The organism is Oleiphilus sp. HI0128, assembly GCF_001635365.1.
The window spans coordinates 1-14495 of the sequence record NZ_LWGG01001052.1; the positions used below are offsets into that span (position 1 = coordinate 1).

Sequence of the window (14495 nt, forward strand, 5' to 3'; positions counted from 1 at the left end):
AGGCAAATGCATAGAGGTGTTGCAAAGCTAGAGCTGGACGAATACGGAAATGTCGTTGATGTATTTATCTTCTTGCAGAGTGGTCTCCCTGCTTTGGATGACTCGGTTGTTCGTGCAATTCGAGCCGTAAAGCGCTTTGACGTCCCAAAAAATACGATTATCGCCGAGCGATACAGCCACTTACGGTTTCACTTTAGTTCCATTGAGTTGGAGAGAGATAAAATGCCATTTGAAGTGGATCAATCCCATATTAAAGACGAGAGTGATTAGATGCACGTAAGATCAAAGGTTATTGAACGCAATTCAGAACAGTTTTCCCAGTGCAGAAAGTTGATTATTTTTGGTCCACCCCCTGGTGATCCTCTTGAGTATTTAAATCCTGAAAAGGTAATTACCTTTGATTATCGAGTATATCGGTCTTTAAAAAACTCTCTTGGTAACAAAGTCTTATTTAGTTTGGGTAATGAAGGTCTTGAGGCTTGTGATGCGGTGATCATTCACATCCCAAAAGCAAAGGCAGAGTTGGACCTTATCTTGGCCTATGTTACGCCTCTGTTGTGTCAAGGTGGTGATATCTATCTCGTGGGTGAGAAAAAAGCCGGAATTGCTAGTGCGGCTAAGAAGTTAAGCTCATATAGCAGTGATGCTAGCAAGATTGATTCAGCTAAACACTGTCAATTGTGGCATGCAAGCCTAGATCAAAAAGTCGAGCCGTTTAGCTTAAAAGATTGGATGACATCATTTGATGTTGAGGTGAATGACATATCCTTAAAAGTGGCTGCTATACCAGGTGTGTTTAGTATCGGTGAGCTCGATGAGGGTACTGAGCTACTACTGGCGAATATGTTTACCCGTCTAGAGGGGCGAGTATTGGACTTTGGTTGTGGTAGTGGCGTACTAGGGTGTTATACAAAACTGCTCAATCCAGGTATTAAGCTGGAAATGGTTGATATTAATTTGTTGGCCCTAAAGTGCGCTGAAGAAACTGCGCGGCTAAATAACATAGATGTAGATATTTACCCCAGTGATGGCTGGGCTGAGGTAAAAGGTAGGGTTAACGCCTTAGTGACGAACCCGCCATTCCATCAAGGTGTAGATACTGAATACACAACTACTGAGGGGTTTATTAAAGGTGCCAAAGATAAATTGACAAAGCACGCACCTTTTCTTTTAGTTGCGAATTCTTTTCTTAAATATGCATCGATTATTGAGGCGAGCATGGGGCGCTGCGATGTATTGGCTGAAACCACTAAGTTTCGTGTGTATAAGGCCTTTCGCTGAAGCTTGAATTATTTATAAGCAAAAAAAAGCCCTTGCATTGCAAGGGCGAGTCCACTCTAGCTTTACGCTAGCGATAAAAACCTGAAAAAATGAATTGCGTTCATTGGGTTAGATAATACTTCTTAGAATTAGAATGTTCATACTAAAATTTGAACTGGCTCACAAATATGTTTTATTGACTATTACTTGCCCTGCTTCTAAAGCATAAACCATTGGTGCATGTAACGGTATGTGATATTTTACATATATATGTGACTGTTGGTCGGCTTATAAATATTACTATAGCTTATCGACTTGAGCACAAGGAATACTGAATAGGTGGAGATTCCACCTAACCCTCAGGAGTACTCATGAAGACGGGTAGGGCTGTAATAGCCAAAAATAACAAGAATATATTCAAGCAAATTCCTGTAGCTGCTAAAAGCTGTGCTTTAGTGGTGGGCCTTACGTCGCCGTGCGCGTTTGCTGAGTTACAATTCCTTGACGATAGCTCATTATCTAACGTTACGGGTAAAGCTGGTTTGACTATTGATATAGAAACAAGGGTACATATCGGCGAGTTCGAATATGTAGATGCTGGTTCTATGTATACGAAAGATTACTCCTTGACTGGAATCGGTGGCGGCTTAGTAGACAACCTTCGCGCAAAAATTGACGTGACAGATGGTAACGAAACATTGGCAACAGGGTTTTCCGATGTTGCGCTCCTGGCCACTGCTGGTTTTTTTGATACGAGTGAAACTGATGTTGCCTGGGCTATCAATGAGTATGCTGATGGTGCTGGTGGGTTTGGGAAGCAGTACGGCGATGGCGATGTGCTTATTCACGTTACGTCACAAGACCTTGGGTTCAGTGATGCCGTCCTCACTGGCAATACTCCACCTCCACCGTCTACGCACGCATCAAATCTTGATAATTATAAAAATGCTGTTGATCTACATATTCAGGAAGCCGAGTTTGGTATACGTGCTTCAGACGGCAGTGTTGAGACTGCCTTAAGCAAGAATTTCTCAGTGGAAGCTTACCTAGGTTATTTAGATATAGTTATTAAAAACCAAGGAAATGACTTTCATGATACGACCGGCAATTCTTCGAATGGTAAGCCAAGAAATATATTGCTAGCTGATTCATATCTGGGGATCGATGCGAAATTTCGTGTAGAAGATTTGGATATTGATAGTACGAACAATGCGACCAATACAATCATACCTCGCTCAGTAACAAACCCTTATTTAACACTGCGTGATATGAGAATTCATAATGAACGTGGGAATGATACGCTTGGTAGTTTTGGCTTTGCAAGTGTTCAAAGTAAGTTGGCTGCAGCGCAACACATCATCCATAAAGATGGGGATGCTTTGATTCATGTTGATGGCCAAGCAATCTACGATATAAACGTTGCGTGGGATTGGGATCTACCCCATGTCTCTTTCGGAGATACAGGTCAAAGCATCGGTTCTGTCTACTTTACTGATTTCCATATCTCGGATACTTCACTCGTCATTTCGGCACATTAGAATATTTGCTTGATACGATTAGACCTAAAGCCAGCATTTAAGCTGGCTTTTTTGTGCTCATGAATCGCTCCACGGTATCAACGATGGTCTGAGTTTGAGGGTCAATTTCTAGGTTCACTGCATCATCTACCTTGAGTTCACCAAAGGTTGTTACCTCTAGTGTTTCAGGTATTAGATGAACGCTAAAGGACTCATTAGATACTTCGCCTAGTGTTAGACTGCAGCCATTTAATCCGGCAAAGCCTTTAGGTAGGAGGTATTTTTGGAGATTTTCGGGTGTTGTGAAATAAACTGTATGGACATCGTTAGCTGAGTCAATTTTACATATTTCAACGCTGCAATGGATATGCCCAGACATTAGATGGCCGCCTATCTCATCACCAATAGCCGCGGCTCGCTCAAAGTTAACTTGGTCGCTTTCTTGTAGCGAGCCAAGGTTTGTTAGTTTAAGTGTCTCGAGCATTACGTCGAAGTTCGCCCAGTTTTGCTCAAGATCAAAGGCGGTAGCGGTCAGACAAGTGCCGTTAATTGCAATACTTGCGCCTTTACTTATGTTTTTCAATGCGCCATCAGGAAAACCTATTTTTAATGTTTTTAGATTGTCTGTACCTGAAATTTCAAGAATGCTTGCTTTACCTTGAACGATGCCTGTGAACATAATTCCTTAAACTCTCATTTTAATATGGCTAGTGTTTGTGAGGAGGCGTTTGTCGAATTAGTGCGAGAGTGTTTCAGTGAGTGGCCACGATAAAGTGGCACTGTATTACTCGAAATAGCATTTCTGGCCTATTACTCGATCGCGCCCAGCTTCCTTTGCTTTATACAGGCATTGATCGGCAATATCCAATAGTTTAATCGCGTGCTTGATTGTGTCTGTAGTAGGGGTGGCGTTGGATACACCAATGCTCACAGTTAAAAAGGTTGAAATGCCCGAATCCAAAAACTCGTTTTCTTTGAACTGCTCACGTATGCGCTCGGCAAGTCGCATAGCACCGTCTAATGTCGTATTGGGTAGAAGCACTGCTATTTCTTCACCGCCATAGCGTGCGACGGTATCCGAAGGTCGATGGATAACTGCTTTTATCAGCTCGGCAGAGCGAGTTAGACAGTAGTCACCATACAAATGTCCGTATTTATCATTAAGGACCTTAAAGTGATCTATATCGATCATAATAACTGAAAAGCTGAGGCTGTCCCTCGCAGCACGGTGAATTTCTTTCTTAAAGGTCTTATCGAAATAGTAGCGATTCTTTAGACTAGTAAGGCCGTCAGTTACGCTTAGTTCCTTAAGCTGCGTATTCGCTTCTTCGAGCGCTTCGGTGCGTGATTTAACGATTTTATCTAAATCCTGATTCATTTTGATTTGCGCATCGAGTAGTGCATCTTGAGCTTCAACTCGCAAGTCTTTTTCATAATTTAACCTGTCAGCGAATGCGATAGAGAGAAGTGTCAGCTCGATTAGAGTGCCAAGGGATAATGCGTTTTCATTGAAAATATTTGGTTCTATAATTCGGTTATTTTCTAATAGGAAAATAATGACCGCACCTAAATAGCTAAACCAGGCCAAAGCAAAATAACGAGCAGTTTTAATCCCTTTTAGCCAGTATTTCACACCAAGGTAAAAGCCGGTCATTACCATAAAGCTTACAGCGATAAATGTACTTTTTAATGCGAAGCTATAAGAAATTAAGAAGCCGGATAGTACCGTCAATATGAAAGTCAGAATTAGAAGCTTTATCAGTACAAGGTCTCGCTTAGAGCTTATGTAGTCGATACCAATAAAATTCTTAATAAATGTTATCGCACTAATGCCGGTAAAAGCGGCAGAAAATACAACAGCGTGGTAATTAAATAGGGGGTAGTTTGGCCATAGATATTGAAAAGCGAGACCAGAAAGCACTAACTGGATGATTGCGCATGAGCTTAGGTATATTAAATAGTAAAGATAGCCTTTATCCTTTACGGTGAGATAAATAAAGCTATTGTAAAAAAGCATAATCAGGATTGCGCCGAAATATATCCCGGATAGAAGACTAAAAGATATGTTTTGCTTACTTAACTCATTTTGGGTAACGATTGAGAGCGGGAGTTGCAATACACCTTCTGACTGTATGTTTAGATATACGTCAAGCTCTGTATGGTTTTCTGGAATACTAAAAACAAAAGTAGGTAAATCTACCTTTCGGCTTTTAAATGGTAAGTGGTCGCCGGTATTGACTTGTTTGACGATGCGGCCGTCATTGACAAAATAAATCGATACACGGTCGTGATGAGGGTAATCTAATTTAACAAAATACTGTTGGTCGATATGAAAGCGCTGTTTGTGTAGCTTAAAGCGGAACCAGTAAGGCGCGTTCGTCTGCCCAAAGTGCTGAATGTGCTCGGTATTTTTTGTCCATTTATTTTTATCTATTGCTAGCACATCATTGATGCTTGCCGAAAAGGAACTGTCCAAGTAGTAATCTAGATAAGGTAGTGCATTAACTTCATCTACTATTTTGCTTACCTTAATTGTTTCGTACTGCGATGACGTGCTTTGTGCTAAGGATGGCTTAGAAATCGCGAGACTGACCCACAGCCCAATAGTGGCAATAAGCAAGATAAGCCATGCCATTTGAGAGCGTTCAGGAAGTAGGTCTATCTTTCTGTGAATGCTCATGCTCTGCTCAGAGTCCGATGTGCGTAGTTAGCTAGTGATTGGTGTGTAGTTGTTAGTATAGTGGATGTCTGAGAAATAGTTTCTAGAAAGCCATAAAAAACGCCGGATTTATAACAAATATGATAACCGGCGCAACTTGAATTTTGTCTAGTTTAGTTTTTAGGTCTGTCTATTGTTGCGAGTAAGGGCGAGGGTGCCTTGCGTTTTTAATAGCCCAGAATCTAAGCAAAGATGATAAGTAAGAGGCTATAATTACTAAAGTTGTTCAGATGGCATCCGATAAACTATAGCAACACCAAAGGGAAATCTTAGTGACTGCGCAACAAACAAACAATGCGGATACAAGCAAAACTGCATCTCTTGATAGCTTGTTAAATGATATCGATCAAAATAATGGCTTGGCCTCTGGTGATGACGCAGAGGAAAATAGCAGGCGCAAGACTCCCGATCGACGGCATACAAGCAAAAAACCTCGAGGAACTGTTGAGCGTCGTTTAGAAGACGACCGACGCCAAAAGAAAAGTATTGTTGATAACGCGCGAGAGCGTATTCTTGCACAAAAGGCCGAATTAAAACTGCAGCAACATAGGAAGAAGATATTACTTGCAGGCTGTGAGCCTGTAATGGGCTTGAACTATGATCACCTCGCAATGGACGATTACCCCGATAACACCTTGGTAGCCGAAGCTCGGAGAGATAGAGATTACTGGGTACTTATATGTGCTATTTTCGCGTCCTTGTTTGTATTTAGTTTGTTAGGTTTGCTTGATGCCTGGGTTGGTGGTGTTGGTTGTGGTATGGCTTTTCTATCTGCTTTTTTTGCATTCTCTCCTATGCGGAAGTTCTTTTTCTCTCGTCCACATTTACATGAGTTGCTAGCTAAAAGAAAGGTGATCGAATACGGAGCTTTACACCATATTCAGTACCTTGAAGGCACTGACGGGCTCGCATGGCGTTGCCAAAAATTGACAAAATTCAACCCGAACTTATCCAAGAGCCTCTTTAACGGTATATATCGTTACTCTAAAGATCGATCACTGCTAAACTATATGCAAAACAAAAAGACAATTCGTCTGTATTTGTTATTAATGGTTGAAGCTCAAAAGGCCTATAAACGCTTGGAAAAAGAATATCTAGAGAGCCATTTTAAGCATCTTGACCAAGGCTGGGATGACAGAATTGATGAGCTTGAAGCTAGCAAACTTGAACAATCGTTAAATAAGTCGGTAGGCGAGCCTGAGCAGAATCTAAAATCTTGACTTTAAGCTAGATCAAACGTATGTTTCAAACATCTGTTTGGAATATATATACTAAAAGAATTATATGGCTTATACCGAGACTGTTAACCGAATACTTGATGCTGCCGAGGTTCTCTTTGCTGAAAAGGGCTTCTCAGAAACTTCACTAAGAATGATTACGGGCAAAGCCGGTGTCAACTTAGCGGCGGTTAACTATCATTTTGGTTCAAAAAATGCGCTTATCCAGGCAGTGTTTAATCGCTTTCTTGCACCGCTAAATGAGTTAATGGTTGAAGGTCTGCGCGAGAATAACTGGGACAATGAAGGTTGCACACCAAGTATAGAAGATGTTCTAAGGTTGTACACGAGTAGTCTGTTAAAGATACCTACACGCAATAAAAATGGTGTTTCTATATTTATGCGAATGCTTGGCCTTGCTTATACTCAATCACAAGGTCATTTGCGTAAATACTTAGAAGACGAGTATGCAAAAACTTTCTGGCCTTTCTTAAATCTGCTTAAGGATATTACGCCAGAGCTATCGACGGCTGAGCGTTTCTGGAGAACTCAATTTGTTATCGGTGCAACAGCCTTTACAATGTCCAGTATTCAGCAGTTATCTGACATTCTGTCGAATAAGCCGGATTCTGAGGTGGATACAGAAAAAGTCGTTAATTACCTTGTGCCATTTCTAGCAGCCGGATTGAGCGCAGCTCCTGTTAACTGATTTTCTGCTCGCTGCTCATGACATAGGGAGTGTGAAGTGAATGCCGTTTGAACCAGGACTTAGACGCTCGTTAGAGAGTGAATTTTCCCTTTGTCAGCCCAGAATCGAAGTTAATGTAAAGTTACAGCAGCTGACTTTGTTTAATGAAAACAAAGTGGCTCGTTTTAGTGTGTCCACCGCCCTTAACGGAGTTGGACAGTTTAGCGATTCAGGTTGTACGCCTTTAGGTTATCACTATATTCGCGCTAAAATTGGTGCCAATTCTCCTATTAATACGGTCTTTGCCGGGCGTCGCCCAACAGGTGAGATCTACTCAGCTAAGCTTGCAAATAATTTCCCCGAACGAGACTGGATTCTGACGCGCATTATGTGGTTAAGCGGACTTGAGCCTGGCTATAACCGCTTGGCTAAAGTTGATAGTATGAGGCGCTATATTTACATTCATGGCACCCCTGACTCTGAACCAATGGGGCAGCCTTTGTCTCATGGCTGTATTCGGATGCGTAACAAAGATGTAATGGATTTATTTTCTCGTGTTTGTGTCGGGACGCGTGTTTTAATTAAAGAATAGTTTCTTTGATAGAGTAATAGTGAATATGAAGGAAAACAATATTGGCCCGCTGATGCTTGATGTGGCAGGGACTGAGTTGAATGAAGAAGAAAAACAGGTCTTATCTAGTCCGGTTGTTGGGGGAGTTATTCTCTTCTCAAGAAATTACCTGAACCCTGGTCAATTGACTAAGCTAATCTCGGAGATCCGGGAGTGCTCAAGCAATCTTATTATCGCCGTTGATCACGAAGGTGGACGCGTTCAGCGATTTCGCGAAGGGTTCACGCGAATACCGCCAATGAGGTCTCTTGACCGGGTTTATCAAGAGGATAAAGCGCAGGGCTTAAAGCAAGCTTTTGATCTGGGTTGGTTAATCGCGGCAGAGCTAATTGCATTTGATATTGATATCAGCTTTACGCCAGTATTAGATCGCGACCATGGTGTTTCTGAAGTAATCGGCGATAGAGCATTTTCCTGCGATCTTGAGACGATTACTGCTTTATCTTCATCGCTGGTTTCAGGTATGAAAGAAGCAGGCATGGCTTCTACAGGGAAGCATTTTCCTGGTCATGGAGCGGTTGTTGCTGATTCACATCATGAGATCCCGGAAGACAATCGTAGTCTAGAGCAGATCATGCAAAATGATACGATTGTTTTTGAGCGCTTAATCCCATTAGGGCTTGATGCATTGATGCCTGCTCATGTCATTTATAGCCAGGTAGATAATCAACCCGCTGGCTTTTCCAATGTTTGGATGCAGGATATTCTGCGAGGAAAGTTTGGATTTGAGGGGGTTATATTTAGTGATGACTTGTCAATGGAAGGTGCTAGTGTTGCAGGCAGCTATGTCGCGCGTGCAGATGCGGCTTTGTCTGCTGGTTGTGATATGGTGCTTGTCTGTAACAATCCAGATGCTGCGCAAGAAGTGAGGCTGCATTTGGAATCTTTGCTGCAGCAAGGTGATCTAACCGTCGATAATCAAAGACTCAAACGAATGCGCTACCAAGCAAGCAAAAAACTAAGTATCGAAGATGTTAAGGCATCTGAGGTATGGAAGACCTATAACAAATAGCATCTTAATAAAAATTAGGGGTGGGGTAGTATGAATTGGAATATTTTGAATACCTTCTTATTAAATAGCGGGCTCGAAAACTTGCTTGTTCGTCAAGTTGTCGAGATTTCGATTATTCTATTGCTAACCGGTTTGATTAGTTTCTTATCTAAAGTATTCCTTAAGCGCGTTGAAGCGCAGTTTCTTAAAACGCGTAACTTGTGGGATGACACTTTACTTCATTCTTCACGATCACCGATAGCTTTGGTTATTTGGTTACTCGGTTTGTCCTGGATTGCTTATAGTGTTCAGCGTCAATCAGGTGTTGACCTTTCAGTATTTATTAGTAATACGCAACAAATAATCATCGTTTTTTGCCTGGTGTGGTTTGTTGTCCGATTTATTTCGGGCGGCGAGAAGATCGTTGTTTGTGGCGAAAAGATGAAGCAGCCAATGGATGAAACAACAGTTTCGGCTATTGGTAAGTTATTGCGTGCAATTGTTATTATTATTGGCGTATTAGTCGTGCTACAGACCATGGGTTATAGCATGAGTGGTGTCCTAGCGTTTGGTGGTGTCGGTGGTCTCGCCGTGGGCTTTGCTGCAAAGGATCTGTTGGCCAATTTTTTTGGTGGCTTAATGATCTACCTGGATCGACCTTTCAAGGTTGGCGATTGGGTTCGCTCACCCGATAAGGAAATTGAAGGTACTGTAATTAAAATTGGCTGGCGCTTAACCACCATAAAAACCTTCGATAAACGGCCATTGTATGTGCCAAACTCTGTATTTACGAACATATCAGTTCAAAACCCGTCACGTATGAGCCATAGAAGAGTCTATGAAACGATTGGTATTCGATACGATGATGCCGCCGCGCTGCCTCGTATTATTAGCAATGTTAAGGCTATGCTATTGCAGCACCCTGAAATTGATACCACACAAACCCTTATCGTAAACTTTAATGCCTACGCGGCGTCATCCTTGGACTTCTTTATCTACACCTTCACCAAAACAACTGATTGGATTAAATATCATGAAGTTAAGCAGGATGTCTTAATTCGTGTTTACGACATTATTGCAGCCGAGAATGCAGAGATTGCTTTTCCAACCTCTACTTTGCATATGCCAGAGGCCTTACGCATTGAAGGTGAGATAAAAGGGCAATCGCCACAAGACTAATAAGATGATGACTCAATTGGTTAATGACTAGCCTTGAGCTTTAAGTGGGAATTTATATGTTAGGAATTATCGGTGGAACAGGCTTTGGTTCAATGTCGGGTGCTGAGCTTGTAGAGCAGCTATGGCCAAGTACGCCTTTCGGAGAAACCAGTGGCCCAGTTGTGATAAGTGCACTAAACGGGCTTAAGTTTGCGTTCATGGCGCGTCACGGTAATCCTCACCGTATTCCTCCTCATTTGATAAATTATCGTGCCAACCTCTTTGCCATGAAGCAAGCAGGTGTCGATAGAATTATCGCAATTAACGCGGTAGGCGGAATTCATGAAAAGCTCGGCCCGGGTAATCTTTCCATTCCAGACCAAATTATTGATTACACTTATGGGCGTGAACACACTATATATGATGGCATTCATTGCGAAACTGTTGATCATATCGACTTCACCAAGCCGTACTCTGAAACATTGAGAGCAAAACTTCTTCGCTCAGCAAGCGCGGTGTCATTTGATGTCTTGGATGGTGGAGTTTACGGTGCTACTCAGGGGCCGAGATTAGAGTCATCAGCTGAAATACTTCGTTGTAAGGCTGAAGGCTGCGATATGGTCGGAATGACGGGCATGCCTGAAGCTGCGCTAGCAAGAGAATTGGAGTTGGACTATGCCTGTATTGCCTTGAGTGCGAATTGGGCAGCAGGTTTGTCAGATACGCCTATTACAATGGCAGATATAAAAGAGGCAGTTTCGAAAGCGTCAGCACGCGTAAGCGAGCTGATTTTTCAAGATCTGGGAAGTTTATAGTCGAGCAATTAAGCAGCGGGTTCTGTTAGCTGACAATGTGTGTCACACAAATCCCGCTGCTGCAGTTAAGAGGTGGTATTCGGGAATGTTTGTTAGCTTGCTTTCTTAGTTAGTTGGTTTTGATACATTTCTCGAATTTGCTCTGCTGAGTACTTGTCTACAGTTATGTGGTTAAATTCAACTAGGTGTAATGCAGGGGAGCTTGGTAGTTCTTGATCAATTAACTCGGTGCCATTCGAATTTCTTGGCGCTGTATTTTGTTTCGCTAAACGACTTGCTTCTTTAGATGCTTTTGTTGTCATATCAAACCTTCCAGAGAGAAAACTTCTTAAGCGGTACATATAAAATATAAACTACCTTGGCTGGGATTTCACTTAATTTTATTCATAGCCTTAGACTATTAAGTTCTGATTGATAATAAGTATAAGCCCTTTGCACAGAAATGGGAGTGCTTGCGTGTCGCTAATTTGTAGCAGTTTGTAAACGGAAAGAAAGTAGGTGGCTATGCGCAGTGTTGGCTTAGAAGCCCGACTTTTGGAGCCATTGATCCAGGCGATTCGCAAAGGCTTGCCTTTCTTGTTGGCCTAAGGGCGGTGGTCCTCCTGAATGAACACCGCTGGATCGCATTGTCTCCATAAAATCTCGCATATTTAAGCGCGACTTGATGTTTTCCTTTGTATAGAGCTGCCCCCGTGTACCGATAACCTTGGCACCCTTGGTAATTACTTCGTCGGCGAGAGGAATATCTTGAGTGATGACAAGATCATTTTTGTTCGTTTGTTGCACTATCCAGTTGTCTGCAACGTCAAAGCCACTACTAACCTGAATTGACCTTAGAGTCTTGTACTTTGGTAGGGGGATATGCTGATTAGCAACGAACGTGATCACAACATTGGTTCTTTTCGCAGCTTTAATCAAAATGTCGCGAATAACAACCGGGCAGGCATCAGCGTCCACCCAAATAGAAGGTAAAAGGGTGTCAGAAGTTCTGGTTTCATTTGTGCTTGATTTATCGTTCATAATAAGTCGCTAGATAACGCTAATAATAGTAGCTCTATCTGCTAGATCTCGGGCTCTGGCTCTAATTTATTAATGGTGACAATTAAACCGATTGCCGGGTGATCTAAATAATGAATTTCTCCATATTTTAAGCGCCGGCTTTGGTGTAAACGGAATACCTGACTAGGTATCCTGGAGGAAGAGTGCTTGCTTAAAACAATTTCGTCTGGCTTGTATGCTTGTAGCAATGAATCAGTTTTGTGTCGAATAGTGCTGGTCGAAAGTAGCCAGTCGAAAATGTTTCGCTCTGGATAAAACAAAAAACTGGTAAGAAATAAATCTGCTTCGATGTGCATGTATCGGGAACGTTTAATAGTAAGCGTTCCCTCTAGGTGAGTTTCACCATAATAGCTTTCATTTTGAACTACATCGGTCAGCGCAGATATACGAAGTGGGGGTAATGTGCTGCCTGGTTCCATGGCTTGTTGCCAAGCGCCATATTTAATGACGCGTACATCCCTACTTTTATTTAATTTTGAAAGCGCATCATTGAGTTGCATTGATGAACTATCAAGCTGTTCATATTGGAAGTTCGATAAGGTTTCTAAACCTTCGATCAAATGAGTGTATTGTGAATGCCGAGGTGGATTGTAGGGAACAAGATTAAACTTTCTATTCGCTTCGACATGCCCCTGGTGAGTAAAGAGAATGTATTCTACCTGGAATATTTCTTCGCTGAAATCTTCAGCATAAGCATGGTTAATCGTGAAAGACAAAAGAAATAGCGCGAGTATTCGAAAACAGAGCTTGTAGAGAGTATTCAATGTTAACACGTGCGTAAAAGCCTCACCTTCTTACAGGTTGGAGTGAAATTAGCTGAATACTACCATTCTCATTACTTAAAGCCAGAGAAATTTAAGCCTTGAATCCAAACCTTTCGAAAAGAAATGAGCTAGAAGAAATCACCGATGTAATTATTGAGTACGTCACCTTTTTGCACCTTTGGTTTGTCTGTACTCATGTCTACAGGTTTTTCTGTAGGCTCTACCGCTTCGGTAGGCGAGTGTGCCACAAATGCGGGGAGCTCGCTTGCTAAACTACTTTTCGTGGTGTGAACATGGTTAGCACCCTCTAAAGCAGTCACGCGGTAATAGTAACGCCCGCGATATGCTGCAAGGAAAACTAAGCAAAGTGTTAACAGTTCGAAAAGGTGAATGAGCATAATTGTAAGTTGGTACTCTAAGCAATATGTCAGTGTCTGCGTAAAAGTGAAGCGGTATTCTATTGAATAACGTGCATCAGATCAGCTAATTATAGTTGATTTTACAACTATTTTAAATTTGTGGCTGTGTTTTGGGCTTGTTAGTGAGGTGTGGTAATATCCGCGCCAAATTAATGGGGTTGAGGTTGGTAAGTTATGAGCGAAGAACAAGGTCAGAAACGTGTAGGGTTCGTTAGTCTGGGATGTCCAAAGGCTTTAGTAGACTCTGAGCGTATATTGACCAAATTAAAGCTTGAAGGTTACGAAGTCGCCCCAGAATATGATAATGCGGATGTTGTGGTCGTAAATACTTGTGGTTTTATTGACTCTGCCAAGCAAGAATCACTCGATGCGATTAATGAAGCGATGCGCGAGAATGGTAAGGTCGTTGTCACCGGGTGTATGGGCAAGGGGAGTGACGCAGAGCAGATAAAGAGCGCTTTCCCTGAAGTGTTAAACGTTAGCGGACCGGCCGATTATGAAAGCGTAATGGGCGCTGTTCACGAATATGCTCCCCCGTCGAAAGAACAGGAAACGCACTATAGTGACAGGGTGCCTGCTCAAGGCATCAAATTAACACCTAAGCATTATGCTTACCTTAAAATCTCGGAAGGATGTAACCATCGCTGTAGCTTTTGTATTATCCCTCATATGCGCGGAGATTTGGTAAGTCGCCCAATTTCTGAAGTTATTGAAGAGGCCAAACGCTTGGTAGAAAGTGGTGTAAAAGAGCTTCTTGTTATCTCTCAAGATACAAGCGCCTACGGTGTCGATGTTAAATATAAGCTCGATTTTATGGAAGGCCGGGCTCACGAAACACGTATGCAAGACCTCGCTGTTGCGCTAGGAGAATTGGGTGTATGGGTAAGAATGCATTACGTTTATCCTTATCCTCATGTTGATAAACTGATCCCCTTAATGGCAGAAGGAAAGATTCTGCCGTATTTGGATATTCCCTTCCAGCACGCTAGTGCAAAAATACTAAAAGCAATGAAACGTCCTGCGCACAGCGAGAAGGTCATCGATCGCATTCGTTCCTGGCGCGAGATATGTCCTGAACTTACGATAAGAAGCACCTTCATTGTTGGTTTTCCGGGTGAAACAGAGCAAGATTTTCAGGAGCTATTGGACTTTTTAGAAGAGGCCCAGTTAGATCGTGTAGGTTGCTTTACGTATTCTCCTGTAGAGGGCGCGCCAGCAAACGTCTTGGCGAATCAGGTCCCCGAAGAAGTGAAGGAG

The 14495-nt window shown here is 42.2% G+C and carries 16 protein-coding genes; 10 read left to right on the top strand and 6 right to left on the bottom strand.

Annotated features, from left to right (window positions below; all coding sequences use genetic code 11):
* The 3 genes from A3763_RS17855 to A3763_RS17865 form a co-directional block, all read left to right on the top strand.
* A partial coding sequence (locus tag A3763_RS17855; protein ID WP_369823135.1) for a hypothetical protein occupies positions 1–270 on the top strand: 270 nt, incomplete at its 5' end.
* The gene (locus tag A3763_RS17860; protein WP_068510522.1) at positions 271–1281 is read left to right on the top strand and encodes a methyltransferase; all 1011 of its coding nucleotides are present in this window, start codon (positions 271–273) and stop codon (positions 1279–1281) included. It begins immediately after the preceding gene.
* Positions 1282–1631: 350 nt separating this feature from the next.
* Positions 1632–2798: a DUF6160 family protein gene (locus tag A3763_RS17865; protein ID WP_068510524.1), complete on the top strand. Its 1167-nt coding sequence runs from the start codon at positions 1632–1634 to the stop codon at positions 2796–2798.
* 37 nt (positions 2799–2835) lie between these two features.
* Here A3763_RS17865 and A3763_RS17870 read toward each other — a convergent pair whose 3' ends face one another.
* Positions 2836–3456 carry a riboflavin synthase gene (locus tag A3763_RS17870; protein WP_068510525.1) on the bottom strand — a complete coding sequence of 207 codons (621 nt, stop codon included), beginning with the start codon at positions 3454–3456 and terminating at the stop codon, positions 2836–2838.
* 105 nt (positions 3457–3561) lie between these two features.
* The gene (locus tag A3763_RS17875) at positions 3562–5457 is read right to left on the bottom strand and encodes a diguanylate cyclase (RefSeq protein WP_068510527.1); all 1896 of its coding nucleotides are present in this window, start codon (positions 5455–5457) and stop codon (positions 3562–3564) included.
* Between the two features lie 311 nt (positions 5458–5768).
* Between A3763_RS17875 and A3763_RS17880 the strand changes: the two genes are divergently transcribed.
* From A3763_RS17880 to A3763_RS17905, 6 genes are all read left to right on the top strand, one after another.
* On the top strand, positions 5769–6716 hold the full coding sequence (locus A3763_RS17880) for a hypothetical protein (protein WP_068554402.1): 948 nt from the start codon (positions 5769–5771) through the stop codon (positions 6714–6716).
* A gap of 64 nt (positions 6717–6780) precedes the next feature.
* On the top strand, positions 6781–7422 hold the full coding sequence (locus tag A3763_RS17885) for a TetR/AcrR family transcriptional regulator (RefSeq protein ID WP_068507084.1): 642 nt from the start codon (positions 6781–6783) through the stop codon (positions 7420–7422).
* 40 nt (positions 7423–7462) lie between these two features.
* Positions 7463–7993 carry a L,D-transpeptidase gene (locus A3763_RS17890; RefSeq protein WP_082865388.1) on the top strand — a complete coding sequence of 177 codons (531 nt, stop codon included), beginning with the start codon at positions 7463–7465 and terminating at the stop codon, positions 7991–7993.
* Positions 7994–8018: 25 nt separating this feature from the next.
* The gene (gene nagZ, locus A3763_RS17895) at positions 8019–9044 is read left to right on the top strand and encodes a beta-N-acetylhexosaminidase (protein ID WP_068507086.1); all 1026 of its coding nucleotides are present in this window, start codon (positions 8019–8021) and stop codon (positions 9042–9044) included.
* 30 nt (positions 9045–9074) lie between these two features.
* Positions 9075–10202 carry a mechanosensitive ion channel family protein gene (locus A3763_RS17900; protein WP_082865387.1) on the top strand — a complete coding sequence of 376 codons (1128 nt, stop codon included), beginning with the start codon at positions 9075–9077 and terminating at the stop codon, positions 10200–10202.
* A 56-nt stretch (positions 10203–10258) separates the two neighbouring features.
* Complete coding sequence (locus A3763_RS17905) at positions 10259–10996, top strand: S-methyl-5'-thioinosine phosphorylase (RefSeq protein WP_068507088.1); 738 nt, start codon at positions 10259–10261, stop codon at positions 10994–10996.
* Positions 10997–11088: 92 nt separating this feature from the next.
* Here A3763_RS17905 and A3763_RS17910 read toward each other — a convergent pair whose 3' ends face one another.
* The 4 genes from A3763_RS17910 to A3763_RS17925 form a co-directional block, all read right to left on the bottom strand.
* Positions 11089–11298 (bottom strand): hypothetical protein, encoded by a 210-nt coding sequence (locus tag A3763_RS17910; RefSeq protein ID WP_068507091.1) that lies wholly within the window; start codon positions 11296–11298, stop codon positions 11089–11091.
* 217 nt (positions 11299–11515) lie between these two features.
* Entirely contained in the window at positions 11516–12016 is a 501-nt protein-coding gene (locus A3763_RS17915; protein WP_068507094.1) for a YaiI/YqxD family protein, read from the bottom strand.
* 41 nt (positions 12017–12057) lie between these two features.
* Positions 12058–12828 (bottom strand): CsiV family protein, encoded by a 771-nt coding sequence (locus A3763_RS17920; RefSeq protein ID WP_068507104.1) that lies wholly within the window; start codon positions 12826–12828, stop codon positions 12058–12060.
* Between the two features lie 119 nt (positions 12829–12947).
* The gene (locus tag A3763_RS17925) at positions 12948–13217 is read right to left on the bottom strand and encodes a hypothetical protein (protein ID WP_068507106.1); all 270 of its coding nucleotides are present in this window, start codon (positions 13215–13217) and stop codon (positions 12948–12950) included.
* 195 nt (positions 13218–13412) lie between these two features.
* Between A3763_RS17925 and rimO the strand changes: the two genes are divergently transcribed.
* The coding region (gene rimO, locus A3763_RS17930; protein ID WP_068760277.1) for a 30S ribosomal protein S12 methylthiotransferase RimO at positions 13413–14495 on the top strand (1083 nt) is incomplete at its 3' end.